Annotated in this window: 24 protein-coding genes, 1 tRNA gene and 1 pseudogene; 16 read left to right on the top strand and 10 right to left on the bottom strand. The window is 64.9% G+C overall.

Annotated elements, in window-relative coordinates; all coding sequences use genetic code 11:
- Positions 1-21 precede the first annotated feature (21 nt).
- Complete coding sequence (locus tag P9230_RS23975; RefSeq protein WP_095825085.1) at positions 22-828, bottom strand: undecaprenyl-diphosphate phosphatase; 807 nt, start codon at positions 826-828, stop codon at positions 22-24.
- Positions 829-988: 160 nt separating this feature from the next.
- Between P9230_RS23975 and P9230_RS23980 the strand changes: the two genes are divergently transcribed.
- The 12 genes and pseudogenes from P9230_RS23980 to P9230_RS24035 all read left to right on the top strand — a co-directional run bounded on the left by P9230_RS23980 (position 989) and on the right by P9230_RS24035 (position 13,186).
- Positions 989-1,681, top strand: a complete 693-nt coding sequence (locus P9230_RS23980) for a glutathione S-transferase family protein (protein WP_067003220.1) — start codon at positions 989-991, stop codon at positions 1,679-1,681.
- Positions 1,662-2,819: a tRNA epoxyqueuosine(34) reductase QueG gene (gene queG / locus P9230_RS23985; RefSeq protein WP_095799535.1), complete on the top strand. Its 1,158-nt coding sequence runs from the start codon at positions 1,662-1,664 to the stop codon at positions 2,817-2,819. The genes P9230_RS23980 and queG overlap by 20 nt, the downstream gene beginning before the upstream one ends.
- A gap of 17 nt (positions 2,820-2,836) precedes the next feature.
- Positions 2,837-3,742: an SDR family oxidoreductase gene (locus P9230_RS23990; RefSeq protein ID WP_278120906.1), complete on the top strand. Its 906-nt coding sequence runs from the start codon at positions 2,837-2,839 to the stop codon at positions 3,740-3,742.
- A gap of 190 nt (positions 3,743-3,932) precedes the next feature.
- A complete protein-coding gene (mepA, locus tag P9230_RS23995; protein ID WP_067323472.1) occupies positions 3,933-5,015 on the top strand; it encodes a penicillin-insensitive murein endopeptidase in 1,083 nt (360 codons plus the stop codon).
- Positions 5,016-5,278: 263 nt separating this feature from the next.
- A complete protein-coding gene (locus P9230_RS24000; protein ID WP_127247411.1) occupies positions 5,279-6,298 on the top strand; it encodes a glucokinase in 1,020 nt (339 codons plus the stop codon).
- 131 nt (positions 6,299-6,429) lie between these two features.
- Positions 6,430-8,295, top strand: a complete 1,866-nt coding sequence (locus P9230_RS24005; protein WP_278120907.1) for an ABC transporter ATP-binding protein — start codon at positions 6,430-6,432, stop codon at positions 8,293-8,295.
- The gene (gene dapB / locus P9230_RS24010; protein WP_278120908.1) at positions 8,292-9,113 is read left to right on the top strand and encodes a 4-hydroxy-tetrahydrodipicolinate reductase; all 822 of its coding nucleotides are present in this window, start codon (positions 8,292-8,294) and stop codon (positions 9,111-9,113) included. Before P9230_RS24005 ends, dapB begins: the two co-directional genes overlap by 4 nt.
- Before the next feature lie 98 nt (positions 9,114-9,211).
- On the top strand, positions 9,212-9,832 hold the full coding sequence (locus P9230_RS24015; RefSeq protein ID WP_067003230.1) for a 2,3-bisphosphoglycerate-dependent phosphoglycerate mutase: 621 nt from the start codon (positions 9,212-9,214) through the stop codon (positions 9,830-9,832).
- 346 nt (positions 9,833-10,178) lie between these two features.
- Positions 10,179-10,263, top strand: a tRNA-Leu gene (locus P9230_RS24020).
- 124 nt (positions 10,264-10,387) lie between these two features.
- Positions 10,388-11,119, top strand: a complete 732-nt coding sequence (locus P9230_RS24025) for a hypothetical protein (RefSeq protein ID WP_278120909.1) — start codon at positions 10,388-10,390, stop codon at positions 11,117-11,119.
- A gap of 75 nt (positions 11,120-11,194) precedes the next feature.
- A pseudogene (locus P9230_RS24030) lies at positions 11,195-12,881 on the top strand (FAD-dependent oxidoreductase).
- Positions 12,881-13,186, top strand: a complete 306-nt coding sequence (locus P9230_RS24035; protein WP_067003235.1) for a UBP-type zinc finger domain-containing protein — start codon at positions 12,881-12,883, stop codon at positions 13,184-13,186. The pseudogene P9230_RS24030 and the gene P9230_RS24035 overlap by 1 nt, the downstream one beginning before the upstream one ends.
- A gap of 36 nt (positions 13,187-13,222) precedes the next feature.
- Here the strand turns inward: P9230_RS24035 and P9230_RS24040 are convergent, their stop codons facing one another.
- From P9230_RS24040 to P9230_RS24060, 5 genes are all read right to left on the bottom strand, one after another.
- Positions 13,223-13,405: a hypothetical protein gene (locus P9230_RS24040; protein ID WP_164746949.1), complete on the bottom strand. Its 183-nt coding sequence runs from the start codon at positions 13,403-13,405 to the stop codon at positions 13,223-13,225.
- 102 nt (positions 13,406-13,507) lie between these two features.
- Positions 13,508-14,329, bottom strand: a complete 822-nt coding sequence (locus tag P9230_RS24045) for an aspartate/glutamate racemase family protein (protein ID WP_278120910.1) — start codon at positions 14,327-14,329, stop codon at positions 13,508-13,510.
- Positions 14,330-14,368: 39 nt separating this feature from the next.
- Entirely contained in the window at positions 14,369-15,610 is a 1,242-nt protein-coding gene (locus P9230_RS24050; RefSeq protein ID WP_278086005.1) for a D-amino acid dehydrogenase, read from the bottom strand.
- A gap of 279 nt (positions 15,611-15,889) precedes the next feature.
- The gene (locus P9230_RS24055; RefSeq protein ID WP_278120911.1) at positions 15,890-17,059 is read right to left on the bottom strand and encodes a cystathionine gamma-synthase; all 1,170 of its coding nucleotides are present in this window, start codon (positions 17,057-17,059) and stop codon (positions 15,890-15,892) included.
- Positions 17,056-18,492 carry a pyridoxal-phosphate dependent enzyme gene (locus P9230_RS24060; RefSeq protein WP_278120912.1) on the bottom strand — a complete coding sequence of 479 codons (1,437 nt, stop codon included), beginning with the start codon at positions 18,490-18,492 and terminating at the stop codon, positions 17,056-17,058. Before P9230_RS24060 ends, P9230_RS24055 begins: the two co-directional genes overlap by 4 nt.
- 945 nt (positions 18,493-19,437) lie before the next feature.
- Between P9230_RS24060 and P9230_RS24065 the strand changes: the two genes are divergently transcribed.
- The 3 genes from P9230_RS24065 (at position 19,438) to P9230_RS24075 (ending at position 22,150) form a co-directional block, all read left to right on the top strand.
- Entirely contained in the window at positions 19,438-19,800 is a 363-nt protein-coding gene (locus tag P9230_RS24065; RefSeq protein ID WP_095825103.1) for a septal ring lytic transglycosylase RlpA family protein, read from the top strand.
- Positions 19,801-20,034: 234 nt separating this feature from the next.
- On the top strand, positions 20,035-21,312 hold the full coding sequence (locus P9230_RS24070; protein WP_278120913.1) for a polyhydroxyalkanoate depolymerase: 1,278 nt from the start codon (positions 20,035-20,037) through the stop codon (positions 21,310-21,312).
- A 220-nt stretch (positions 21,313-21,532) separates the two neighbouring features.
- Positions 21,533-22,150 (top strand): transglutaminase-like cysteine peptidase, encoded by a 618-nt coding sequence (locus P9230_RS24075; protein ID WP_127241237.1) that lies wholly within the window; start codon positions 21,533-21,535, stop codon positions 22,148-22,150.
- Positions 22,151-22,160: 10 nt separating this feature from the next.
- On the opposite strand, the gene P9230_RS24080 is transcribed toward P9230_RS24075, so the two are convergent.
- The 4 genes from P9230_RS24080 to P9230_RS24095 form a co-directional block, all read right to left on the bottom strand.
- Complete coding sequence (locus P9230_RS24080) at positions 22,161-22,523, bottom strand: helix-turn-helix transcriptional regulator (RefSeq protein WP_278120914.1); 363 nt, start codon at positions 22,521-22,523, stop codon at positions 22,161-22,163.
- Between the two features lie 25 nt (positions 22,524-22,548).
- Positions 22,549-23,073 (bottom strand): Smr/MutS family protein, encoded by a 525-nt coding sequence (locus tag P9230_RS24085; RefSeq protein ID WP_278113938.1) that lies wholly within the window; start codon positions 23,071-23,073, stop codon positions 22,549-22,551.
- Positions 23,070-24,176: a murein transglycosylase A gene (locus P9230_RS24090; RefSeq protein WP_278120915.1), complete on the bottom strand. Its 1,107-nt coding sequence runs from the start codon at positions 24,174-24,176 to the stop codon at positions 23,070-23,072. The genes P9230_RS24085 and P9230_RS24090 overlap by 4 nt, the downstream gene beginning before the upstream one ends.
- Positions 24,177-24,306: 130 nt before the next feature.
- On the bottom strand, positions 24,307-25,014 hold the full coding sequence (locus P9230_RS24095) for a Tim44/TimA family putative adaptor protein (RefSeq protein WP_066991466.1): 708 nt from the start codon (positions 25,012-25,014) through the stop codon (positions 24,307-24,309).
- A 203-nt stretch (positions 25,015-25,217) separates the two neighbouring features.
- Between P9230_RS24095 and P9230_RS24100 the strand changes: the two genes are divergently transcribed.
- Entirely contained in the window at positions 25,218-25,715 is a 498-nt protein-coding gene (locus P9230_RS24100) for an FxsA family protein (protein WP_067323499.1), read from the top strand.
- Positions 25,716-25,842: the final 127 nt, after the last annotated feature.

The following is a 25,842-nucleotide window of genomic DNA, read 5'->3' on the forward strand; positions in this document are numbered from 1 at the left end:
CTTACCCTCCCAACGATAAGCTCACCCCCAGATCATCAGCGCCGCCAGTCCGAGCCCGCCAACCACCAGCCGCCACCAGCCGAACAGCGAATAGCCCTTGCGCGAGACGTAATCGAGCAGGAAGCGCACCACGAAAAGCGCGGTGACGAAGGCGGCGATGAAGCCGACGGCGATGATCGGCAGGTCGGCCGAGGTCAGCACGTTGCGGTTCTTGAACAGATCGAAGGCGAAGGCGCCGACCATGGTCGGCATGGCGAGGAAGAAGGAAAACTCCGCCGCCGCGCGCTTGTCGACGCCCAAGAGCAGCGCGCCGACGATGGTCGAGCCGGAGCGCGAGGTGCCGGGTATCAGCGACAGACACTGGAACAGGCCGATCTGCAGATAAAGCCTGGTCGGGAAGCGCTCGACATCGCGGTAGACGGGCTTCAGGTTCATGCGGTCGACGGCGAGCAGCACCACGCCGCCGATGACCAGCATGATGCAGATCAGGCGCGGCGATTCGAACAGGAAGGTCTTGATAAAGTCATGCGCCAGCGCGCCGATGACCGCCGCCGGCAGGAAGGCGATGAGGATGCCGATGGCGAAATGCCTTGTCAGCCGGTCATGCGGCAGTTCGAGCAGCATCTTCCAGAGGCGGCGGAAATAGACGCTCAAGATCGCAAGAATCGCGCCGAGCTGGATCAGGATCTCAAAGGCCTTGCCGGTCGAATGGAAGCCGAGGAAATGGCCGGCGAGCAGGATGTGACCGGTCGACGAGACCGGGATGAATTCGGTCAGGCCCTCGATCAGCCCAAGCAGCAGTGCTTCGACGATGGTCTGGCTTTCCATGGCAACCTCTGCTTCGAGTGACGGCTAAGGGGAAGGGCTTGCTTGTCATGGCGCGGAAGTGCCCCTATAGGTCGCAACACATGACAGTCCCTGGAATCGGGCCGCCAAGACTTACCGGCGCTCACACCAATTTGCCAGTGCGCCCTATCATCGCGGAACCATGCTGACGCTTTTTCACCACCCGATGTTCGCCACCTGCCGGTTCGTCCGCCTCGCCTTCGGCGAGTATGGCGAGGAGCTGGCTTTGATCGAGGAGAAACCCTGGACCCGGCGCAAGGAGTTTCTGGCGCTCAATCCGGCCGGCACGCTGCCGATCCTGCTGGCCGAAGGCGATGTGCCAATCGTCGGCGCCATGGTCATTGCCGAATATCTTGACGAGACACGCGGGGTGCTGAAGCGCGACAGGCGGCTGTTTGCCGAGGACCCGATGCAGCGCGCCGAAATCCGGCGACTGACCGACTGGTATCTCAGCAAGGCCGAAAGCGAGGTCACCCGCCATCTGGTGCGCGAGCGGGTGCTGAAGCCGGTGATGCCGGAGACGGCGGGCGGCGGCTCACCCGATTCGGGCGCAATCCGCGCCGCGCGCGCCAACATCCGCCAGCACATGAAATACACCAACTGGCTGGCGGGCACGCGTCATTGGCTGGCCGGCAACAAGGTGACCTATGCCGACCTCGCCGCGGCCGCGACGCTTTCCGTGCTCGACTATCTCGGCGAGATCGACTGGCGCGAGCACGCGGCGGCGCGCGAATGGTATACTCGCGTGAAATCACGGCCGTCGTTCCGGCCGCTGCTCACCGATCGCGTGCGCGGCCTGTCGCCGGTATCGCATTATGCGGACCTCGATTTCTGACACGACGAAGCTGCGCGCGCTGATCGACGCGGAGGCGCGCCGCGCCGGCTTCGACGCCGTTGCCGTCACCCGGCCGGACGCGATCCCGCTGGCTCCCGCGCGCCTGGCCGAGTTTGTCGCCGAGGGATTTCACGGCTCGATGGACTGGATCGCCGAGACGATCGGGCGGCGCGCCGAGCCTTCGACGCTGTGGCCGGAAGTGCGTTCGATCATCGTGCTCGCCATGAACTACGGTCCGGACCGGGATCCGCGCGATGTCCTCGACAAACACGATCGCGGCGCGATCTCGGTCTACGCGCACAATCGCGACTATCACGACGTGATGAAAGGTCGGCTGAAGGAAATCGCGGGCAAGATCGTCGCGCGGGCCGGCGGCGACGTGAAGGTCTTCGTCGACACCGCGCCGGTGATGGAAAAGCCGCTTGCCGAAGCCGCGGGGCTGGGCTGGCAGGGCAAGCACACCAACCTGGTGAGCCGCGAGCATGGCTCATGGCTGTTCCTCGGCACCATCTTCACCACGGCCGAGCTTGAGCCGGACAAAGCCGAGATCGACCATTGCGGCTCCTGCCGCGCCTGCCTCGACATCTGCCCAACCGATGCCTTCCCGGCGCCCTACCGGCTCGATGCGCGGCGTTGCATCTCCTACCTCACAATCGAGAACAAGGGACCGATCCCGCGCGAATTTCGCGAGGCGATCGGCAACCGCATCTATGGCTGCGACGACTGCCTCGCCGTGTGTCCGTGGAACAAATTCGCCAGCGTCGCCGCCGAGGCCAAGCTTGCCGCTCGCGAAAATCTGCGCGAGCCGCGGCTGTCGGAGCTGCTGTTGCTCGACGATGCGACGTTCCGCTCCTTTTTCTCGGGCTCGCCGATCAAGCGCATCGGCCGCGACCGTTTCATCCGCAACGCGCTGATCGCCGCCGGCAATTCGGACGATGCCTCGCTGACGCCGGTCGCGCGCGGCCTAATCGACGACGGCTCGCCGCTGGTGCGGGGTGCGGCAGTATGGGCGCTATCGCGACTGATGGAGCGGCGCGATTTTGCGGAGCTCGCCGCATCGGCCTTGCAGGCCGAAGGCGATGCAACGGTGCGCGAGGAATGGCTGTCAGCGCTGCCGGTTCCCGCAAAGGACCATTGAAGAAGAGGATTTAATTGATGGGCGAGAGACGCTTCTTCATTTTCGGCGCCGGCTATTCCGGCAAGGCTTTTGCGAGAGCCAATGAAGATGGCGCGCCGATCCTTGGGACGACGCGATCGCCGGAAAAATTCGAGGTGTTGCGGCAGGCAGGCATCAATCCGTTAAGCTTCGACGGTTCGTTGACGGCGGAAATCAGCGATGCGCTTCGGCACACAACACATCTCATCGTCTCGGTCGCTCCGGACGAAGCGGGCGATCCGGTGCTCAACGCGGCAGGCGAGGCGATCCGGGCCAAGATGCCGGCGCTCCAATGGATCGGCTATCTTTCCACCGTCGGCGTCTACGGCGACCATGGCGGCGCCTGGGTCGACGAGAGCGCCGAGTGCAGGCCGGTTTCGAAGCGCTCGGTAATGCGGGTGGCGGCCGAACAGGAATGGCTGGCTCTTGGGCGGGAAATCGGAAAGCCGGTAGCGATCCTGCGGCTTTCCGGTATTTACGGCCCGGGCCGCAACGCTCTGGCCAATCTCGAGGACGGCACCGCGAGGCGGCTGGTCAAGCCCGGCCAGGTCTTCAACCGCATCCATTGCGACGACATCGCCGGCGCCCTGTGGCACCTGGCCGATAGCAATCGCGGCGGCATCTTCAATGTCACCGACGACGAGCCGGCGCCGCCGCAGGATGTCGTCGCCTACGCCGCCGGGGTGATGGGCGTGGAGGCGCCGCCGGAAATCCCCTTCGAAACCGCGCAACTTTCGCCCATGGCGCGGTCCTTCTACGGCGAAAACAAGCGCGTCGCCAACGCGGCGATCAAAGCGGCAGGCTACAGCTTTCGTTTGCCGAATTACCGGGTGGCGCTGGAGCGGATGTGGGCCGACGGCAACTGGCGAGACGGACAGCCGCGCAGTCCGATGAAACGCTCGTGAGCGAAGCGACGTGCATGGCGTGATATGATTCGCGCCTGAACTGCGTCGCGAATCTTTCAGCTTCGCTCCATGCGCTCCAGTTTTGATTTTATGCATGTCTTTATCCCGAAACCGGGTCCCACTTTCGGGAGACATGTTTTAGCATGCCGCCTGAGATTGCGTCGCGCCACTGGAGAGGGGACCCGACCTGATGACGTTGCGACCGCTGCCCGACAGGAAGCCGTTCCTGACCGCCGCGCTTGCCCTGGTGACCTTAGCCGGGCTGGCGGCGGCCGCGATCTCGGCCGAACCGCGCGCAAAAGACCTGTTCGGCGCCAAGAAGCTGCCGGCGGTGGCGCACGCGCAATCGTTCGGCTTTTACTCAAGAGGCTGCTTCACCGGCGGCGTCGCCTTGCCGGTGGACGGGCCGAGCTGGGAGGTGATGCGCCCCTCGCGAAACCGCCGCTGGGGCCATCCGGCGATGATTGCGCTGATCGAGAAGCTCGCTCGAGACGCCCAGGCGGATGGCTGGCCGGGGCTGCTGGTCGGCGATGTCTCGCAGCCGCGCGGCGGCCCGATGACGACCGGCCATGCCTCGCACCAGATCGGCCTCGATGCCGACATCTGGCTGACGCCGATGCCGCGGCGGCCGCTGACCATGGCGCAGCGCGAGAGCATGAGCGCGACGCTGATGGTCGACGAGAAGACGCATCTGGTGAAGGACGCGCTGTGGACGCCGTCCCATACGCGGCTTTTGAAGCGTGCGGCGAGCTACCCTGAGGTCGAGCGCATCCTGGTCAATCCGGGCATCAAGAAGAAACTTTGCGACACGGTCACCGGCGATCGCTCCTGGCTGCGCAAGATCCGGCCGTTCTGGGGCCATGACTATCATTTCCACATGCGTATCGGCTGCCAGGCGGGCTCGCCTGGCTGCAAGGCGCAGGAGGCGACGCCGGCCGATGACGGCTGCGGCAAACCGCTTGCCTGGTGGTTCACCGAGGAGCCGTGGCGGCCCAACAAGAACCCGGATGCGCCGAAAGCGCGCGATCTGATGACCATGGCCAATTTGCCGAAGGAGTGCCAGGCGGTGCTTGCAGCGCCGGACGCGCCTTCTCTGGAAGCGGTCACCTATCAGGGCGACGGCGCGGCAGCGGTGGCGGCGGCCAAATCGAAAGCGACCGAGCCGGCGGAGACGATCTCCAGCGATGCGGCGACGCTGCCGGCGGCGGCGAGCTCCTTTGCGCCGACGCCCAAAATCGGCATTCCAGTGCCCCGGCCAAGGCCGGGGAACTGAGGCCACGCCACGGCGTCCAGATGGTCGAGGCCGGCGGCGCCCCACATCCGCCTGGCTGCCGCAATGCGGGCTTTCTTCTTGCGAAGCTGGCGATTGGCGAAACCATTGGCGACAGTGCCCCTCTCCCCGTCACTGACGGGGAGAGGATTCCGACAGGCAGGTGAGGGGCGGCCCCGACGCTCGAGATAGGCACCAAAGCCGCTTTCCCTTTGCAGGACCATGCGCTAGTCAGCGACGGAGCGGGAACGAACGGGACAAAAAGCATGGTTGGCGAAGACGATACAGCGCTGCGGTTTCCGGTCCTGATCGGTGATATCGGCGGCACCAATGCGCGTTTCTCGATCGTGCTCGACGCCAATTCGGAAGCGACTGAGCCGCAAATCGTCCAGACGGCCAATTTCAAGACCATCGACGAGGCGATCCAGGCGGCGGTGCTCGACCGCTCGTCGATCCAGCCGCATTCGGCGGTGCTGGCGGTGGCCGGGCCGGTCGACGGCGACGAGATCCGGCTGACCAACTGCCCCTGGGTGGTCAAGCCGCACCAGATGTTTGCCAATCTGGGCTTGAGCGAGATCGTCGTGCTCAACGATTTCGAGGCGCAGGCGTTGGCGGTGGTGGCGCTGGGCGAAGAGCATATGGAAAAGATCGGCGGCGGGACACCGGAGCCGAATGCCGGCCGGGTCGTGCTCGGCCCGGGGACGGGGCTCGGCGTCGCGGGGCTGATCTACGCGCTGCGCCGCTGGATACCGGTGCCGGGCGAGGGCGGGCATATGGATATCGGCCCGCGCACGCCACGCGACTTCGAAGTGTTTCCGCATATCGAAAAGCTCGAAGGTCGCATCTCCGGCGAGCAGATCCTGTGCGGCCGCGGTCTGGTCAATGTCTATCGCGCGGTGGCCAGGGCCGACGAAAAGCCGACGCCTTTCACGACGCCGGCGGCAGTTACCGCGGCCGCGCTCGCCAAATCCGATCCGGTGGCACAGGAAGCGCTGGAACTGTTCGTCACCTGCCTCGGCCGCACCGCGGGCGATCTCGCGCTGGTGTTCATGAGTCGTGGCGGCGTGTTCCTGACCGGCGGCATCGCGCAAAAAATCGTGCCGGCATTGAAAGCCGGCAATTTCCGCGCCGCATTCGAGGACAAGGCGCCGCACAGCGCGCTGATGCGCACGATGCCGGTCTACGTCATCACCCACCCGCTGGCGGCGCTTCTCGGGCTGGCCGCCTATGCCAGAACCCCGTCGCTGTTCGGCGTTCAGACCGCCGGACGGCACTGGCGGGCATGAGCGCGCCCGGGTGCGGGATGGCAATAGGCCACCGCGACGAAGTTTCGCCATAGGCAAGCCGTAGCCGGGGCGCTAAGAGGGTGCCGACATGCTCCCCGACCTTTGACGAGAACCCACGAAGCGCTGCCGATTTGACATTTCAAAATCCAAACAAGCTAAAGGCCCGGCCCGGCGAGGTCACGGCGGTACTGCGCCGTATCATCGCCGAGAACGGCTATGACCATCGCTGGTCCTACGCGATCGTCATCGTCTGCTCGTTATTGGTTTCCGGCGCGACCGCCTTCTCGGCCTGGGTCATGGCGCCGATGGTCAATCAGATATTCTACGAGCGGAGCAGCGACGCCGTCTGGTGGATTTGCGCCGGCTTCATGGGCGCCTTCCTCGTGCGCGGCTTCGCCGGCTACGGCCAGGCGGTGATGCTGGCCACGATCGGCAACAATCTGGTCGCCCGCTACCAGAAGCGCAGCTTCGACCAACTGATGAAGCTCGGCGTCAATTTCTTCAACGACACACGCTCGGGCCGATTGGCGGCGCAGCTGGACGAGAATATCGGCGGCATCCGCGACCTGCTGTCGCTGACATTGATTTCGATCACTCGCGACGCAGTGACGCTCGTGGGCCTGGTCGGCCTCATGGTCTACCAGGATCCGGTGTTGTCGCTGAGCTCGCTGCTGATCGGGCCGCCGCTGATCTGGGCCGTCGTCTACATCACGCGCCGGGTGCGCAAGATCAATCGGGAATCCGTGCTGATCAATTCTCGGCTGAGCGGGTCGGTGCAGGAGGCCACCCAAGGCATCGCCATCGTCAAGGCCTTCACCCTGGAGGACGAGCTTAAGCGCCGCATCGGCAGCATGGCCGATACGGCCGAGCAGCGCAGCAACAAGATCGCCCGCGTCTCCGAGCGGCTGTCGCCGATTTCGGACATGCTGGCCGGCCTCGCCGTTACCGCCGTCATCGCTTATTCCGGCTATCGGGCATTGTATCTCGGTCAGCCGCCGGGCGCGGTCTTTTCCTTCATCACCGCGCTGATCCTGGCCTATGACCCGGCGAGGCGGCTGGCGCGCATGCAGGTGGCGATGGAACGCGCGCTGGTCAACGCGCGCATGATCTATGAATTGCTCGACCTCGAGCCGAAACAAAGCGACGCGCCCGACGCCGCCGAAGCGAAGATCATTTCCGGCGAAGTGACCTTCAACAATGTGACGTTCGGCTATAGCGCCGACATGCCGGTGCTGAGGGATCTGAGCTTTACCGCCGCCGCCGGCAAGGTGACGGCGATCGTCGGCGCTTCGGGCGCCGGCAAGTCGACGCTGGTGGCGCTCTTGCAGCGCTTCTATGACGTCGACGAGGGCAGCATCGAGGTGGACGGCCAGGACATCTCGAAGGTGACGAAGCGGTCGCTGCGCCAATCGATCGCCTATGTCTCGCAGGCGCCGTATCTCTTCGAAGGCACGATCCGCGACAACATTCGCTACGGCCGGCTGTCAGCGACCGACGCGGAGATCGAGCAGGCGGCGAAACAGGCCGCCGCCGACGAGTTCATCCGCCAGCAGCCGCAAGGCTACGACACGCCGGTCGGCGAAGGCGGCTCGACGCTTTCCGGCGGTCAGCGCCAGCGCGTCTCGATCGCCCGCGCCATCGTGCGCCAGGCGCCGATCCTGCTGCTCGACGAGGCTACGTCGGCGCTCGACAACGAGGCCGAAGCGCGCGTCCAGGAAGCGCTCACCCATGTCATGGAAGGCCGCACCACCATCGTCATCGCGCATCGGCTGTCGACCGTGGTCAATGCCGACCGCATCATCGTGCTGGAAGAGGGACGGCTGGTTGAGGAAGGCACACACGCCTCGCTGATGGCCGACCCGCACAGCGTCTATGCCCGCTTCCACCGGGTGCAGGGCAAGAAGGGGCTGGGGCTTGTCGATGACGCCAAGACAAGCCAGACTTCGGCCCCGGCGCCGCGCAGCCGCGCCAAGAAAACCGTCGGGAGAAGCGCATGAGCGATACGGGCGATATGGGCCTGGTGGTGGTGGGCGCCGCCGGCCGGATGGGTCAGACGCTGATCCGCGCCATCCACTCCATTCCCGGCGCGCGCGTTGCCGGTGCCGTCGAGCGGCCGGACTCGCCGCATCTCGGCAAGGATGCCGGAGAGCTCGCCGGCATCGGCTGCATCAATGTGCCGATCGCCGACGACCCGCTGCCGGCCTTCGCCAAGGCCGACGGCGTGCTCGATTTCACGGCCCCGGGCGCAAGCGTCGAATTCGCCGGCTATGCGGCGCAGGCGCGGATCGTCCATGTCATCGGCACGACCGGCTGTTCGGCCGGTGACGATGCGAAGATCGCCGCGGCGGCGCGCCACGCGACCATCGTCAAATCCGGCAATATGAGCCTCGGCGTCAATCTTTTGGCGGTGCTGGTGGAGCAGGCGGCGCGCGCGCTCGATCCGCAGGATTTCGACATCGAGATCCTGGAGATGCACCACAGGCACAAGGTCGACGCGCCGTCCGGCACGGCGCTGCTGCTCGGCGAAGCGGCGGCCAAAGGACGAGAGATCGCGCTCGCGGACAACAGCGTGCGTGTGCGCGACGGCCATACCGGCGTCCGCAAGGCCGGCACGATCGGCTTCGCCAGCTTGCGCGGCGGGTCGGTGGTCGGCGAGCACAGCGTGATCCTGGCCGGCACCGGCGAGCGCATCACGCTCGCCCACCAGGCCGAGGACCGGGCGATCTTTGCCCGCGGCGCGGTCAAGGCGGCGCTCTGGGGCCGAGGCAAGAAGCCGGGCCTCTATTCCATGCGGGACGTCCTCGGCCTGGGCTGAGGCGGTTTTTTTCTGCGTTTCTTCCGCAATTCCGGGCTGAAAACCGCTACACACTTTTCCTGGAATTGCTCAAATCCAACCACGTATCAGGAGCAAACATGTCGGGAACTCTCGTGCTCGTGCGCCACGGCCAGAGCGAATGGAACCTGAAGAACCTGTTCACCGGCTGGCGCGATGTCGACCTCACCGACCAGGGCAATGCGGAGGCGCTTGCCGCCGGCGAGAAGCTCAAGGCGCGCGGGCTGAAATTCGACATCGCTTACACCTCGGCGCTGAAGCGGGCGCAGAAGACCTGCCAGCACATTCTCGACGTGGTCGGCCAAAGCAAGCTCGAGACCGTCCGCGACCAGGCGCTCAACGAACGCGACTATGGCGATCTCTCCGGCCTCAACAAGGATGACGCGCGCAAGAAGTGGGGCGAGGAGCAGGTGCACATCTGGCGCCGCTCCTACGACGTATCGCCTCCCGGCGGCGAAAGCCTGAAGGACACCGGCGCGCGTGTCTGGCCCTATTACCTGCACGACGTGCAGCCGCATGTGCTGCGCGGCGAGACGGTGCTGGTCGCCGCGCACGGCAATTCGCTGCGGGCGCTGATCATGGCGCTGGACGGCAAGTCGGGCGAAGAGATCGTCAAGCTGGAGCTCGGCACCGGCGTGCCGGTGATCTACAAGCTCAACGCCGATTCCACCGTCGCAAAGAAGGAAGTGCTGGAGGGGTGAGGGATTCCATTGTTCCGGCCCCGCTCGGAACGGGTGGCCGTCTCGGGACAACCGCTTCAGGCTGGAATTCCGTCTCGCCGTTAACTGACCAGCGTCGGCGCCGCCCCTCACCTGCCTGCCGGCATCCTCTCCCCGTATAGTGACGGGGAGAGGGAAGCTCCGGCCGCCGATTTCGCCAATCGCCAGCGTCTCAAGAGGACGCCAACGCCGCGGCCAGGGCGGGGCCGACGCCGACAATTGCCGTCCGTGCCTGAAATGAACCCCAGCTGCCCTCTGGTCAGTCTTGAGCTCCTCGAAAAAACCGCGTTGACACGCTTCGTTTGCCCGCTTACATGAGCGCCCACCAGCCCAGATGGCGGAATTGGTAGACGCGCACGGTTCAGGTCCGTGTTCCGCAAGGAGTGGAGGTTCGAGTCCTCTTCTGGGCACCAAAATTCCCGTTTCAGACGATCTGACGCGATGAGCAAAAAGCCCGGATTTTCCGGGCTTTTTTGTGCCTGCAACTCGTCTCGGATTAAACCGTTCCTATCTTGTCTGTTAAGCCGAGGTTCCGTGATGCCCGCGCCGTTCAAGGAGTGGAAGGTTCTGCCGCATGGCAGGCTCTCTCCTGTCGACGACGATATTCTGACGGTGACGGGCGACATACCGATGCCGGTCGGCAACCTGAAACGGCGCATGACCGTGGTGCGATTGCGCGACGGACGGCTCGTCATCTTCAGCGCCATCGCGCTCGATGACGAACAGATGCGCGCGATCGAGGCCTTTGGGGAGCCGGCCTTCCTGATCGTCCCTAACGATCATCACCGGCTCGATGCAAAGCCATGGAAAGATCGCTATCCCACCCTGCAGGTGATTGCACCGGCGGGCGCGCGCAACAGCGTCGAGAAGGCGGTGCATGTCGATGCGGCACGCGGCGACTTTGGCGATCCCGACGTCAAGCTCGTCACCGTCCCCGGAACCCGTGATCGCGAGGCGGCGTTGCAAATTGACGGACCGAACGGCACGACGCTGGTTCTCAATGATATCGTCGGCAACATCCGCGACGCGTCCGGCTTTGCCGGCTGGGCATTGCGCATGATGGGATTTGCCGGTGATGAGCCGCGTATACCCTGGCCGGTCAAGCTGACGATGGTCGGCAACAAGGCGGCACTCGCAGCGCAATTGAGACGATGGGCGGACCTGCCGGCGCTCAAGCGCATCCTTGTCTCGCATGGCTCCGTCATCACCGATGATCCGCAGGGGGCGCTGCGCAAGCTGGCGAGGTCGCTCGGATCGATGAAAGCGTAGCGGCCAACCTGCCCTTCCAGCCAGTCCCCGAACAAACCGCTTCAAACCCGCTGCCCCGGGCGCTACGGTCCGGTCATGGCCCCCTCCGTCAGCCCGACCATCGCCGCCCGCCGCGACCAGATGTTCCCCGTGCTCGCCGATGCGGACATCGAGCGCATGCGCCGCTTCGCACGTGCCAAGAGCCTACGGCGCCGGCGAGCATATCGTGACGGCCGGCACGGTCTCGCCCGGACTGGTCGTCATCCTGTCGGGCAAGGTCGACATCACGCAGGCCAGCGGTCTTGGCCCGCGCGAGGCGATCATCACCTATGGTCCGGGCAATTTCATCGGCGAGCTGGCGCAGCTTTCGAGCCGGCCGTCGCTCGTCAATGCCGAGGCGACCGAGCCGGTCGAAACCATCGTCATCCCCTCGCAGCGGCTGCGCGATCTGATGGTGCAGGAGGCGAATCTCGGCGAGCGCGTCATGCGCGCGCTGATCCTGCGCCGTGTCGGCCTGCTCGAGAGCGGCACCAGCGGGCCGATCGTCATCGGCCGTCCCAGCAATGGCGATGTGCTGCGGCTGCAGGGTTTCCTCACCCGCAGCGGCCTGCCGCACCGCGCGCTCGATTCCGACACCGATCCCTGCGCCAAGACGCTGATCGAGCGTTTTCATGTCGATCCGCACCATCTGCCGATCGTGCTCTGTCCCAACGGCAAGCTGCTGCACAATCCCGGCGAAAGCGATCTCGCCCGCTGCGTCGGGCTGCTGCGGCCGCTCGACGCCGGTAAGATCTACGACGTTGCCATCGTCGGCGCCGGGCCGGCGGGATTGGCGGCCGCGGTCTATGCGGCCTCCGAGGGGCTGTCGACCATCGTGCTCGACTGCCGCGCCTTCGGCGGGCAGGCGGGGGCATCCTCGCGCATCGAGAACTATCTCGGCTTTCCGACCGGCATTACGGGCATGGCGCTGATGGCGCGCGCCTACAACCAGGCGCAGAAGTTCGGGGTCGAGATGGTGATCCCCGATGAAGCCAAATTGCTAGGCGCCGCCGACAACATGGCCGGCTACCGGCTGGACGTTGGCGACGGCGAGACCCTGCGCGCGCGCACCGTGGTGATCGCCAGCGGCGCGCGCTACCGTCGCCTCGACATCGCCAATATCGCGCAGTTCGAGGGCACGTCCGTGCATTACTGGGCCTCGCCGATCGAAGCACGGCTCTGCCGGGACCAGGAAGTGGCGCTGGTCGGCGCCGGCAACTCGGCCGGCCAGGCGGCCGTCTTTCTCGCCAGCCAGGTGCGCAAGGTGACGCTGTTGGCGCGGCGCGACAGCCTTGACGCCACCATGTCGCGCTATCTGGTCGAGCGGATCGTGGCGCAGCCGAACATCGAGGTGCTGACGGAAACCGAGGTCGAGGCGCTCGACGGCCATGACGGCAACCTCGACCAGCTGTGCTGGCGCAACCGGGTCACCGGCGTGGCGACGACGCGGACCATCCACCACCTCTTCCTGTTCATCGGCGCCGACCCGAACACCGACTGGCTGGCGCGCTGCGACGTGGCGCTCGACGCTAAGGGCTTCGTGCGCACCGGACCGGATGTGGCGCCGGGACACGGCCCGATGGAGACGAGCCGCAGCGGCGTGTTCGCCATCGGCGATGTGCGCTGCGGCTCGACCAAGCGTGTCGCGGCCGCCGTCGGCGAAGGCGCTCAGGTGGTGGCGGCGCTGCATGCCTATCTTGCGCGCAACGGCGGGCGTGCTGCTCAGCCCGAAAGGAGACCCTGATGGACGAATGCAGGCATACGGACGACATAAAGGATGTGGTGCCGAGCGCCCTCGGCTGCGAGGAATGCCTGAAGAGCGGCTCCTGGTGGGTGCATCTCAGACTCTGCCGCACCTGCGGCCATGTCGGCTGCTGCGACGACTCGCCCAACCGCCACGCCACCAAGCATTTCCACGCCACTCAGCATCCGGTCATCGAAGGCTACGATCCGCCCGAAGGCTGGGGCTGGTGCTATGTCGACGAGGTGTTCATCGACCTCGGCGACCGCACGACGGCGCAGAACGGCCCGATCCCGCGCTTTGTCTAGCGTGCACGGAATACCGCGAGCCTCTTGCCGGGTCGCCTACTTCACCGAGCTGGTGACGGTCCGGTCGATGACGACGTGATCGCGGTCGTTGCCGGCAAGCGCGCCGATGATCAGCAGGCTGACGATGATCGGGACGAACAGGATCGCCACACGCGCCTGCACGTAGAAGATGGCGCGCCATTCATTGCGCTTTTCGGGGCTGTCGTTCATCGCGCTCACTCTGTCCTGCCTCCCGAAGCGGGACATAGTAGCGAAGCGTTAAGCAACCTTTTCCGCAAACGTTAACCGGCGGATTTCGAACAGGCCAATCTGCCAATCGGATCAGGCAATCGGCAACGCGAACAGCCGGCCGCCGGAAGGCACGACGTCGTCGATGCCGGCGAGCCGCAGGCAGTGCCAGGCCATGGCGTGGTTGGACGAGGTGACGGGAATGCCGATGCGCCGTTCGAGATCCGCCACCGCCTCGGCGACGCGCAGGCTGGTGCAGGAGATGAAGATCGCGTCCACGCCGGGCGCCGCCGCCATGCGCTCGGCCGCGGCCTCGATCGAGGCGAGCGAGATGCGGGCCGCCTCGCGGTCGTCGCGCCGGTCGAAAGTGGCGACGGCGGCAATGTCGAGGCCGCGTCCGGTGAAATAGGTGACGAGGCCCAGGTTGATCTCGGGGGCATAAGGCGTCAGCAGGCCGATGCCCTTGGCGCCGAGCGCCTTGAAGGCGGCAAGGGCGCCCGTCACCGGCGTGGTGCAGGCGACGCCCGGCCGCGCCTTCCTGATCTCGGCGAAGACGGCTTCCTCGCCGAGCGTCATGGTGGCCGAGGTGCAGCCGAAGCCGACGACGTCGAGCGGGATGCTGGGCAGGATGAGGTCGACGGTGGGCGCGATGCGCGGGCCGATGGCGCGCAGCGTGTCGGGGGTGATGTCGTTGTCGTTGAACAGGCGGGCCTCGTAGAAGGCGACGCCCGGAATGCGCACCAACGCGCGGAACTCATGCTCCAGCGTCTGGTCGGTGGCCAGGATCGCAAGCCCGATCGCCGCGCGCGAGGCAAGGCCGCCGTCGAGTTCGGACGGAAGCACGCCCAGATCGACCGGCTTGGGATCGACCGGTCCCGAAGATTGAGGGCGGGTAGCAGCCGCGCTGATGGACATGGCATTCCCTTTCTTGCCCGATCCCCCGGGATCATGCTCTCAATTCAAAAGACCGTCCATCGAGATGGCCGGCTTGCGGCCGGCGATCAGGTCAGCGGTGATGCGCGCCGAGCCATGCGACATGGTCCAGCCGATATGGCCGTGCCCGGTGTTGAGATAGAGGTTGCCGAGGCGGCGGCGCCCGAACTCGGGCAGATTGTTCGGCGTCATCGGCCTCAAGCCCGCCCACATCTCGGCGCGGTCATAGTCGGCGCCCTCGGGATAAAGCTCCTGCGTCACGCCCTTCATGAAGGCGAAATCGGCCGGCTTGTGGCTGGTGTCGTAGCCGGCGAATTCCGCCGTCGCGGTGACGCGCAGCCGGTCGCCGAAGCGCGACACGGCGACCAGATTGTGCTCGTCTATCGCCGCGATGGTCGGCGGCCGAGGCTGGTTGCCGATCGGAATGGTCAGCGAATAACCCTTGATCGGGTAGATCGGCAGGTTGATCCCGACCGTCTTCGCGATCAGCGGGCTGTAGGAGCCGAGCGCCAGCACATAGGCGTCGCCCTTGACGCTGCCCTTGTCGGTCAGCACCTGTGCGACGCGATCGCCCGAGGTCTCGATGCCGGTGATGGTCGTGCCGGTACGGATCTCGCCGCCGCGCTCGGCGACCTTCGCGGCAAGCGCCCGGGTGAACTTCGCCGGGTCGCCGGTTTCGTCGGTCGGGCAATGGATGCCGCCGGCGATCTTTTCCCGCGCGGAAGCCAGCGACGGGTCGAGCGCGACGATGGCGTCGCGGTCAAGCACCTTGATCAGCTGGCCGTCTGATTCCAGCAGCCGCATGTGCTCGACGCCTTTATCGAGCGCCTGCTGGCTGCGATAGAAATAGAGAATGCCGCGACCGTTGCGGTCGTAGTCGATCTGCTCGTCGGCAATCACCTCGTGCAGCACGCTCTGCGAATAGACGGCAAGCCGATGCTTGAGCAGCGTGTTGCGCCTGGCCTTCTCGGCCGTGCATTCCATCAGGAACAGCCATGACCAGCTGTAAAGCCTCGGATCGGCCGACAGCTTGAAGCGCAGCGCCTGGTCCTTCAGCACCAGCGATTTCAACAGGATTAATGGCGCCCTGGGCGACGACCAGACGAAGGAATGTCCCGGCGCGATCATGCCGGCATTGCCCCAGCTGGTCTCGGCGGCGACTTGGCTCTGGCGCTCGAGGACGACCACCTCGTGCCCGTCCTTCTGCAGCTGATAGGCGGTGGTGACGCCGACAACGCCGCCACCCAACACGATCACGCGCATCACGCCTCCGGAGATCGCATGTTGGCAGGCAGTTTAGTCGGTGGATTGCGGTCTGCAATGGCACAGGCACCGAGATGTCGGCGGGACAGCGCCCCTCTCTGGCCTGTCGGCCATCTCCCCCTCAAGGGGGCAGATCAGATGTCACGGCGGCTTTCGCAAATTACCGGCGTTGCAGCAAGGGTGAGGCGATGAAACAGCCAATCTCCCCCCTCGTGGGGGAGATGTCCGGCAGGACAGAGGGGGGCGCGAAGGATCACAACGATTGATCCTCGAAGGCACTCACCCCCGCAACGCCTGCTCCAGATCCGCGATCAGATCATCGCCATCCTCGATCCCGCAGGACAGGCGCACCAGCGAATCCGAGATACCTATCTCACCGCGCTTCTCCGCGGGGATCGAGCCGTGCGTCATCAGCGCCGGATGCTCGATCAGGCTTTCGACGCCGCCGAGGCTTTCGGCGAGCGTGAAAAGCTGCGTGCGTTCGAGGAAGCGTTTGGTGCCGGTGAGGTCGCGGTCGAGGTCGACCGAGATCATGCCGCCGAAGGCGTGCATCTGGCGCTTGGCGATCTCGTGCTGCGGGTGGCTCGCCAGCCCGGGGTAGATGACGCGGCGCACGTCCTTGCGGGCTTCCAGCCACTGCGCGATCTTCAGGCCGTTGGCGGAATGGCGCTCCATCCGAAGCGCCAGCGTCTTGATGCCGCGCAGCGCCAGAAAACTGTCGAACGGGCCGGAAATGGCGCCGATGGCGTTCTGCAGGAATTTCAGCCGATCGGCCAAATCCTTGTCGTCGCCGACGACCGCCACGCCGCCGACCATGTCGGAATGTCCGTTCAAGTATTTCGTCGTCGAGTGGACGACGATGTCGATGCCGAGCTCCAGCGGCCGCTGGATGTAGGGGCTGGCAAAAGTGTTGTCGGCGACAGTCAGCAGGCCTTTGCGCTTGGCCAGCGCCGCCAGGCCTTCGAGGTCGACGACGCGCAGCAGCGGGTTGGTCGGCGTCTCGACCCAGAGCAGCTTTGTCTCAGAGCGGATCGCACTCTCGACGGCGGCGAGATCGGTGAAGTCGGCGAAGCTAACCTGCAGGCCGGCGGAACGCTTGCGCACCCGCTCCATGAGCCGGAACGAGCCGCCATAGATGTCGTCGGTGGCCACCACATGGACGCCGGCGTCGAAAAGCTCCAGCACCGTGGCTATCGCGGCCAGGCCTGAGGCGAAGGCGAAGGCCGCGGTGCCGCTTTCGAGGTCGGCGACGGCCCGTTCGAAGGCGAAGCGCGTCGGGTTCTGGCTGCGAGCATACTCAAAACCCTTGTGCACGCCGGGTGACTGCTGGCCATAGGTGGAGGTGGCGTAGATCGGCACCATCACCGCGCCGGTCAGTGGATCGTGGCTCTGGCCGCCATGGATGGTGCGAGTGGAAAAGGCCAGGCGGTTCTTGCCGTTCGAAGTCATTTTGCGCGACGCCTCAGATGGTTGATCAGGTCGATACGGGTGATCAGGCCGATGAATTCGTCGCCCTCGAAGACGATGGCGACCTCGTTGCGGTCGAAGACGGGGAGCAGCGCGTCGAGCGTCTGGCTGGCCTGCAGCGTGTGCAGGTTCGAGGTCATGGCCGTGCGCACCGGGGCGTTGAAGCGATCCCAGCGGCCGTCATAGGGGCCGTCGACCTTGGCCAGGATATCGCTCTCGTCGACGATGCCGACGAGCTTGCCGTCATCCAGCACCGGTAGCTGCGAGACATCGGAGCGGCGCATGCGGCCATAGGCGTTGAGCAGGGTTTCCTCGGGGCCAACGGTCACGATGTCACCAGTGCGCGGCGAGCGCATGACGAGGTCGCGCAGGTCGCCGTGCTGCTCTTGGTCGGCCAAGCCCTGCTCGGCGAGCCAGATGTCGTCGAAGACCTTCGACAGATATTTGTTGCCGCTGTCGCAGACGAGGGTGACCACGCGTTTGGCCGTCGTCTGATCGCGGCAGTAGCGCAGTGCCGCCGACAGAAGCGTGCCGGAGGACGAGCCGGCCAGGATGCCTTCCTTGGACAGCAGGTCGCGCACCGCCAGCATGCTCTGCTTGTCGGGGATGGAATAGGCTATCTTGACCAGCGACAGATCGGCATTGGGCGGCACGAAATCCTCGCCGATGCCTTCGACGGTCCAGCTGCCGGCCTCTGTCATCTTGCCGGTCTTGATCAACGGCGCCAGCACCGAGCCGACCGGATCGGCAAGCACCATCTCGGTCTTCGGCGAATGCTTCGCGAAAAAGCGGCCGACACCGGTGAGCGTGCCGCCGGAACCGACGCCGACCACCACCGCGTCGACATCGCCTTCGAGTTGCGAAAAGATTTCCGGGCCGGTGGTGCTTTCGTGCGCCAGCGGATTGGCGGGATTGGCGAACTGGTTGGCATAGAAGGCGCCGGGAATTTCGGCGGCGATCTTCTCGGCCATGTCCTGGTAATATTCGGGATGGCCCTTGCCGACATCGGAGCGGGTCATGCGCACCTCGGCGCCCAAAGCGCGCAGATGCTGGATCTTCTCGCGCGACATCTTGTCGGGCACGACGAGGATGATGCGGTAGCCCTTGGGAATGCCGACCTGGGCGAGGCCGAGGCCGGTGTTGCCGGCGGTGGCCTCGACGATGGTGCCGCCGCGCTTCAGCCTGCCATCCTTCTCGGCGGCCGCGATCATCGACAGCGCGATGCGGTCCTTGATCGAGCCACCGGGGTTCTGGCTCTCGAGCTTGATGAACAGCCGGCACTTGCCGGTATCGAATTTGGTGAGCTCGACCACCGGTGTCTGGCCGATCAGGTCGAGCACGGAGGCGTAAGGCGGACGCAACCGCGACAAAGCGCTTTCCGCGCCGTCCGGCGCCGCTTTCCTGTGCACGCTCATCTCGGACCCTCCATGGGAAGCAGTTCCGACGGGATCGGCCGTCACCAGTCTGCGCATGATGGCTGCCGAACTCCATGCCGGGTTCGCAGATCACACGCTGTTGTCTTTTCCAGCCCTTTCCATCCGGAAAGAAGATAGATCGTGCCATTCCGGCGACGAGTGGCGGAATGGAATTTCACGGGCGGCGCAGCACACCGCCTCTAAATGTTGAAAGCCGGCGGGACAGCGCCCCCCTCTGTCCTGCCGGACATCTCCCCCACAAGGGGGGAGATTGGAGCTCGACCCTTGGCGCCCTTGCTTGCAAATGTTGGCGATTGGCGAAAGCCGACGCGACATCTGATCTCCCCACCTGTGGGGGAGATGGCCGGCAGGCCAGAGGGGGCGCCGTAGAGCGCCGACCTCAGCAGAAATTTCACCCCAGCAACTGCTTGCTGAGCTTCGCGCGTTGCGCGCGGATGTAGGGATGGCGTCGATCTCGAAGAGGTGCCCGGCGTCAGCGGTCCGACGGCGGGAGTCTGCGCGCGTCGCTTCGACCGTCCAACCGGACGCGCGGCGCCGTCTTGCCGGTCGGATCAAACGCGCGGGCGGTTTGCCCAACGGAGGCCGATCAGCGCCAGTAAATTCCTGATCAGTCGCATCGGCGAGATCCCCGCGCGAAGTCGATCCTTCACCGGAACGCGCGCGCAGTAAAGGAGCAGAAGGAAGCGAAGCAATCGTTTCCTCTTTTACTTGCGCCCCGAGGGCCCCTCCTACTCGGGACTTCCTGCAAAACCGGGTCGGTCTCCATGAAGAATACGCTGGCGCTCGCGGGAGATGTCATGACAAACTGTTTCGCGGCGACTCCAAACGTGTGCCTTTGCCATGGAACCGCCAGACGCTTGCCGCATTTCATGCCTCATTCGGCACTTACGGCGGGTTGTCTATAACGGAGCCCACCCCTAAAAGATGAATAAAACCAACCGCACCGCGCTTGTCGCGGCAACGATCGCGACTGGCCTGATGGCTGGCGCCTCTTCCGCCTCTTCAGCCGCCGCACAATGCGGCCGCGCTTCCTGGTACGCGCTGCATTCCAGAACCGCCTCCGGCGAGCGCATGAACCCCGCCGCGCTGACTGCAGCGCACCGCAGCTTGCCGTTCGGCACCAAGCTCAGGGTCACCAACAAGAACAATGGCCGCAGCGTCGTCGTGCGCATCAACGATCGCGGCCCGTTCGTCCGGGGCCGCGTGCTCGACCTCTCCCGCGGCGCCGCCACCCAGCTCGGCTTCATCGGCTCGGGCCACACCGCAGTCTGCATGGCGCGCGTTTAAGATGTCGATGTCCGGCAAGAGGGAGCCGGACATATTTCCTACACATTGCGGCAGCGCACAGTGAGCCGGCTCCGCCATACGTGACGAGTTTTCAACAGTTTGGACCAAAGCAGCATTCGTCACGGCAATTGACGTATTGCATCGCAACAATATCTTGTTAACCTCACTGCGAGACATTCAAGGCTCGGCGCTGCTCGTCGGCCCTTTGGTCGTCAGGCAGCAGCGGGGTTCTTGATGTTCTACCAGCTCTACGAACTGAACCATGCGGCGCTGCAGCCCGCCCGCCTTTACGCAGATGCGGTGCGGTTCTTCTATTCCAACCCGCTCAATCCGGTTTCGCATACGGCGCTCGGACGCTCGGTCGCGGCAGCCGCGGAACTCTTCGAGCGCACGACGCGCCGCTACGGCAAGCCTGAATTCGGCCTGACCAAGGCGGTGGTCGACTGGAAGAGCGTCGACGTCACCGAACGAACCGTGTGGTCGAAGCCGTTCTGCAACCTCGTCCGCTTCGAGCGCCAGCTTCCCGCGGGCCGCAAGCCCGATCCGAAGCTACTGATCGTGGCGCCGATGTCCGGCCATTATGCGACGCTGCTGCGCGGCACGGTCGAGGCGATGCTTCCTCACGCCGACGTGCACATCACCGACTGGGTCGACGCCCGCATGGTGCCGCTGTCGCAGGGCAGCTTCGATCTCGACGACTATATCGACTATGTCATCGAGATGTTCCATGCGCTGGGTCCCGATACCCATGTGATGGCAGTCTGCCAGCCCTCGGTGCCGGTGCTGGCGGCGGTGGCGCTGATGGAAAAGCGCGGCGACCCCTTCGTGCCGTCAACCATGACGCTGATGGGCGGGCCGATCGATACCCGCCGCAATCCGACCGCGGTCAATCTGCTCGCCGGGGAAAAGGGCACCGACTGGTTTCGCGAGAACGTCATCATGCAGGCGCCCTGGCCGGTGCCCGGATTCGGCCGCGATGTCTATCCCGGCTTCCTGCAGCTTTCGGGCTTCATGAGCATGAATCTCGATCGCCACATCATCGCCCACAAGGACTTCTTCATGCACCTTGTGAAAAACGACGGCGACAGCGCCGAGAAGCACCGTGACTTCTATGACGAATATCTGGCGGTGATGGACCTGACGGCGGAGTTCTACCTGCAGACGGTCGATACGGTGTTCGTCCGCCACGCCTTGCCGAAGGGCGAGATGACGCATCGCGGCGAGGCCGTCGATCCCCGGGCGATCCGCAACGTCGCGCTGTTCACCGTCGAGGGCGAGAACGACGACATATCCGGGCTCGGCCAGACCCAGGCCGCGCATGAGCTTTGCGTGAACATCCCGGCCGACCGGCAGGCCCACTACATGCAGCCGGCCGTCGGCCATTACGGCGTCTTCAACGGCTCGCGATTCCGGTCGGAGATCGTGCCGCGCATTCTGGACTTCATCTCCAGCTACGGCCGCCAGACCCGCCTGGCGGCGAAGCCGAAGCTGGTCCGTTCCGCCAAGAGCTGAGCGGGAAGCGGACGCGGCTCGGCGCCGCTCAAAGCGCGTGACCTTTCCGTGGAACCAATGTTCAGGGCTGACCGGCGTCCCGACGCCGCTGTTGCCAAACTGCCGCTATGCGGGCCTGGCGGGTAACCATGCCACCAAACTAGCCGTTGTCTTCAATTGACACGGACTGTAAATCCCCCTTAACGTTTCGTTAATAAACAAGGGCGGACCCCGGGGGACAATGACTTCCTCACCGATGGCGCGGATGCTGCGTTTGTGTGCAGTCGCAGGGCTGGCGATCTCGGCCCACTGGGCGGTTCCGGCATGGGCTGCCGGCGCTATGACCACCGGCGGCCTGACCTCGCAGCCGATCGGACATTATGATTTCTGCAAGACGCATCCGAGCGAATGCAACATTCGCCCGGCCAATCTCGCGCCGGCCAAGCTGACCGATGCTCTGTGGCGCAAGCTGATCAACGTGACCGCCAAGGTCAACGCCGCCGTCAAGCCGATGAGCGATCTCGACAATTACGGCAAGGACGAGGTCTGGACCTATCCGGACAACGGCTTTGGCGACTGCGAGGACTATGTGCTGGAGAAGCGGCGCCAGCTCTACCGCATGGGCATCTCGCTTGCGGATCTCTTGATCACCGTCGTGCGCAAGCCCGACGGCGAAGGCCATTCCGTGCTGACGGTGCGCACCGACAAGGGTGACTACATCCTCGACAATTTGACCGACAAGGTCCAAGCCTGGGACGAGACCGGCTACCGTTATCTCAAGCGCCAGGCGATCGACAACACCGGCCGCTGGGTGTCGATCCGCGATGGCCAGCAGCTGCTGGTCGGCTCGGTGCAGTAGATCTCGGGACCTAGCTTCTCAGCGCCGCACGAATCGACGCGCTGAGGCGGCGCAGCTCCGCCTCGTCCAGCTTCTCGATGCTCTCGGCCAGAAGATTGGCCAGTTCGGTCGCGGCCGGCGACAGGCCCGACGTATCGATCCTGACCCGTGGATGCGAGGTTTCGGCGAGGCGGGCAAGGTCCTCGGCGTCGTCCCAGATGATGTTGAAATAGCCGATGATCTTCTGGATCAGCGTCCAGGTCGGCGCGCCGCGGCGGCCATGCTCGAGCGCCGACAGATAGGCGGCGCTGACGCCGATGGCCTGCGCCATCGCCTTCTGGCTGACGCCGCGCTCGGCGCGCAGCGCCCTCAGCCTTTCGCCGAACGGGGTCACAGTTGCGTCCTCATGGCCGGCGTCCTCATGCGCGCGTCCGCCTGAGCCGCACATAGAGCGCGCCCGAGCCGCCATGGTTGCGGGCGGCGTGATCGTGGCTCGAGACCAGGTGCCGGAAAGCCGGGGTCGACAGCCAGTGCGGCACCGAGCGGCGTAGGATGCCGTCGCCGCCGGACGATGAGCCCTTGCCGGTGATGACCAGCACATAGCGGATGCCGCCGGCATGGGCGCGGTGCAGGAAGGTGAGGAGCAGCGAATAGGCCTCGTCCTGCGTCATGCCGTGCAGATCGACTCTGCCCTCGATCGGCAGCCGGCCTTTTTTCAGTTTCTCGTGCGTCTGGTCGTCAAGCGAATGCGCGACGTGCTGCGGCTTCGGCTTGGCGGCAGCGGTGGGAACGCCGTTGGCCGGCGTAGGCGCCGGCGCCGGCGTCGGCTCGACAATATCGGGAATCTCGACCGCGGCCTTGCCTTTGAGGGGCCGCGTCGTACGTGCCACCAGGTTCCAGAGGATGCGATCGTCGTCGTTCAGCGTGTCGTGGCGGCGGTTCACGCGTGCCCCCTATCGAACAGCCCGCGCGGGACCAGCGCATAAAAGTCGGCGACGTTGCGCACGACGCCGGCGATCTCGCCCGCGGCATCGCCCGAGCCGGCGAAGAGATCGCCTCGCGCCGCTCCGGTGATGGCCGAGCCGGTGTCCTGCGCGATCATCAGCCGCCGGAACGGTTTTCCGCCGAAAGCGGTGAGCGTCGGCGCAACAATATAGAAGGGCGTGCCGAAGGTGTGCAGCAGCCGGTCGACGGCGACCGAGCGGCCGGGCGTCAGCGGCACCTTGGCGGCGGCAATGGGACCGAGCTCCGGGTCGTCGACCGGCGCCTCACGAAAGAAGATGTAGGAGCGGTTCTGCCAGAGGATCTCGTCGACCCGCTGAGGATGCGCCTTGAACCAGGCGCGGATCGACTGCATCGTCACTTTTTCCAGCGGGATTTCGCCGGTCTCACTCAAGATCTTGCCCGGCCCGGTGAAGCGCTGGCCGGATTTTGCGGCATAGGTGACGCGGCAGAGCCGACCATCGGTAATCTTCAGCCGCGCCGCTCCCTGCACATGGATGAAGAAGGCATCGACCTTGTCGGCGAGCCAGGCAATCTCGAGGCTCCGCCCGGACAGCGCGCCGCGCTCGATGGCGCCGCGATCGAAATATTCGACCGGACCTGTCGTCGTCGCGCGCGCGAAGGCGAGATAGGGATCCATCCCGAGGGGCCGATTTTTATCGTCGATGTCGACCAGATCGGCGGGACGGGAGAGCAGCGGCACCGTGAACCGCTCCGTCCTCACCGGCGAGGCCTCGACCTCGGGCTCGTAGAAGCCGGTGACGAGGCCGGCGCCGCCGCTTTCGGCCGCCACCAAAGCCGGAGCGAAATAGCGCTCGAAGAAGGACCGCGCCTCCGACCGATTCGCCGGCGAAACGGAGCGCGCCTCAGTATAGGCCTCGGCGAAAGCGGCGAACGCGACGCCGAGCGAGCCGGTTCGATAAGGCTTGGTCAGGACGTGGAAAGCCGAACGTTTGAACGCCGCGAAGGCGGCGAGGTGATCATCCTCGTCCCAGCCGGGCAGGTCGCCGAAGGATTTTTCCTTGAATGCCGAAGACAGCGACATGACAGCCGCCACTAGAGCCGGATGATTTCAGGCCGGATCGACCTGAAATCTGAATCCGGCTCCAAATTAAAGAGATGGAGCATGATGGCGTCCGAAAACCGCTCCACACTTTTCGGCATCATGCTCTAGGTCAATCTTCTTCTTCCGTGGCGACCAGCTTCCAGTTCGGATCGCGCGACCGGGTATCGCGGAAGAAGGTCCAGACGTCCTTGACCTCGGCGACTTTTTCCGGATCGCCGTCGATGACGGCGCCGACCTTGTCGCGGGTCGCCGAGATCAGCTCGCTGACGATGCGCAGCGTGATATGCGCCTCGGTGCCCTTCATCTCGGCGGCGACGACATCGACCTTGTCGATGCCGACGAAGGAAGACTGGATCTTTTCCGCTTTCGCCTCGCGCTCGCCGATCGCGGCGACGAAGCTGTCATAGACCTCGCGCGACAACAGGTTCTTCAGCGTTTTGCGGTCGCCGTCGGCAAAGGCCATGACGATCATCTCGTAGGCCATCTTGGCGCCGTCGATAAAGGTCTTGGGATCGAAGGACGGATCGTTGTCCTTGATCGCGCGCAGGCCTTTGTTGAGATCGCTGTCCGGCTTGGCGAAAGCGTCGATCGCGGCATAGGTCTCCGCCGCCGGTTCCCCCGGCATGCGCTTGCGCGGCAGCGACACCACATTCTCGGACTTCTGCGCCGCATCCTGCTCGCGCGTGCGGCTTGCCGAATAAGGATCGAAGGGCGGGCGTTCGTTTCCGGTGCGACGGCCCAGCACGTTGCGAAGCTGGAAGAAGATCACAACCGCCGCAATCAAAAAGAAAATCGTGCCGAAGTCGAAGAAACCCATATCTTCCGCCAATTCGATCCCTGTCCAGGCCGGACCACCAGAGCCCCTAGAATGGCGGCGGTCGCATAGCGTTCATTACCCAAAGCATATAGAACGGCGGGCGCAATCATTCAAATCAAAGCCAGCCATACCTATCTAAAGGTCCCAGTGCCAGCGGCGATTTCCCGCGAGGCCCGCAAAAGAAGAAAGCGACCGGTCTCAATTTGCGCATTTCGTTCATTCCCCTGTTCCTGCTCCTGCTGCCGCTTCTGGAGATCGCCGGCTTCGTCATCGTCGGCCGTGAAGTCGGCGCTTTGGCGACGATCGGGCTCGTCATCCTCTCCACCATTGCCGGCAGCCTCCTGCTTCGGCACCAGGGATTCGGCGTGATGGCGCGGGTGCGGACGGAAATGGATGCCGGGCGCGATCCAAGCCGCCAACTCGCGCATGGCGCGATGATCGTGCTGGCGGCACTCCTGCTCATCATTCCGGGCTTCATCACCGACATTGTCGCCATCCTGCTGCTCCTGCCGCCGGTGCGCGATCTTGCCTGGCGCCTGCTCAAGAACCGCATCGTGATGGCGACCAGCTTCAGCAGCGGCTTTTCGGCCCGCCGCCGCGACAGGGTCATCGATCTCGATGACAGCGACTTTTCGCGCCAGGACGACTACAAGCGCGGGCCGGATCACAATTCCCCTTGGCGGCGGCTGAAAGACGACTAGCTCTCTTCAGGGTCCGCTCGAATAGCTGTCTCATGCGCGCCGTCGCCCCGAAACGGCTGCGCAGTTTCAGGCGGCGCGCAAAACTTGTCTTGTCCTGCCGAGCATGATAGCGAACCCCCGATTTCAA

The sequence above is a fragment of the Mesorhizobium sp. WSM4887 genome, assembly GCF_029625865.1.
In the GTDB taxonomy this organism is placed as follows: domain Bacteria; phylum Pseudomonadota; class Alphaproteobacteria; order Rhizobiales; family Rhizobiaceae; genus Mesorhizobium.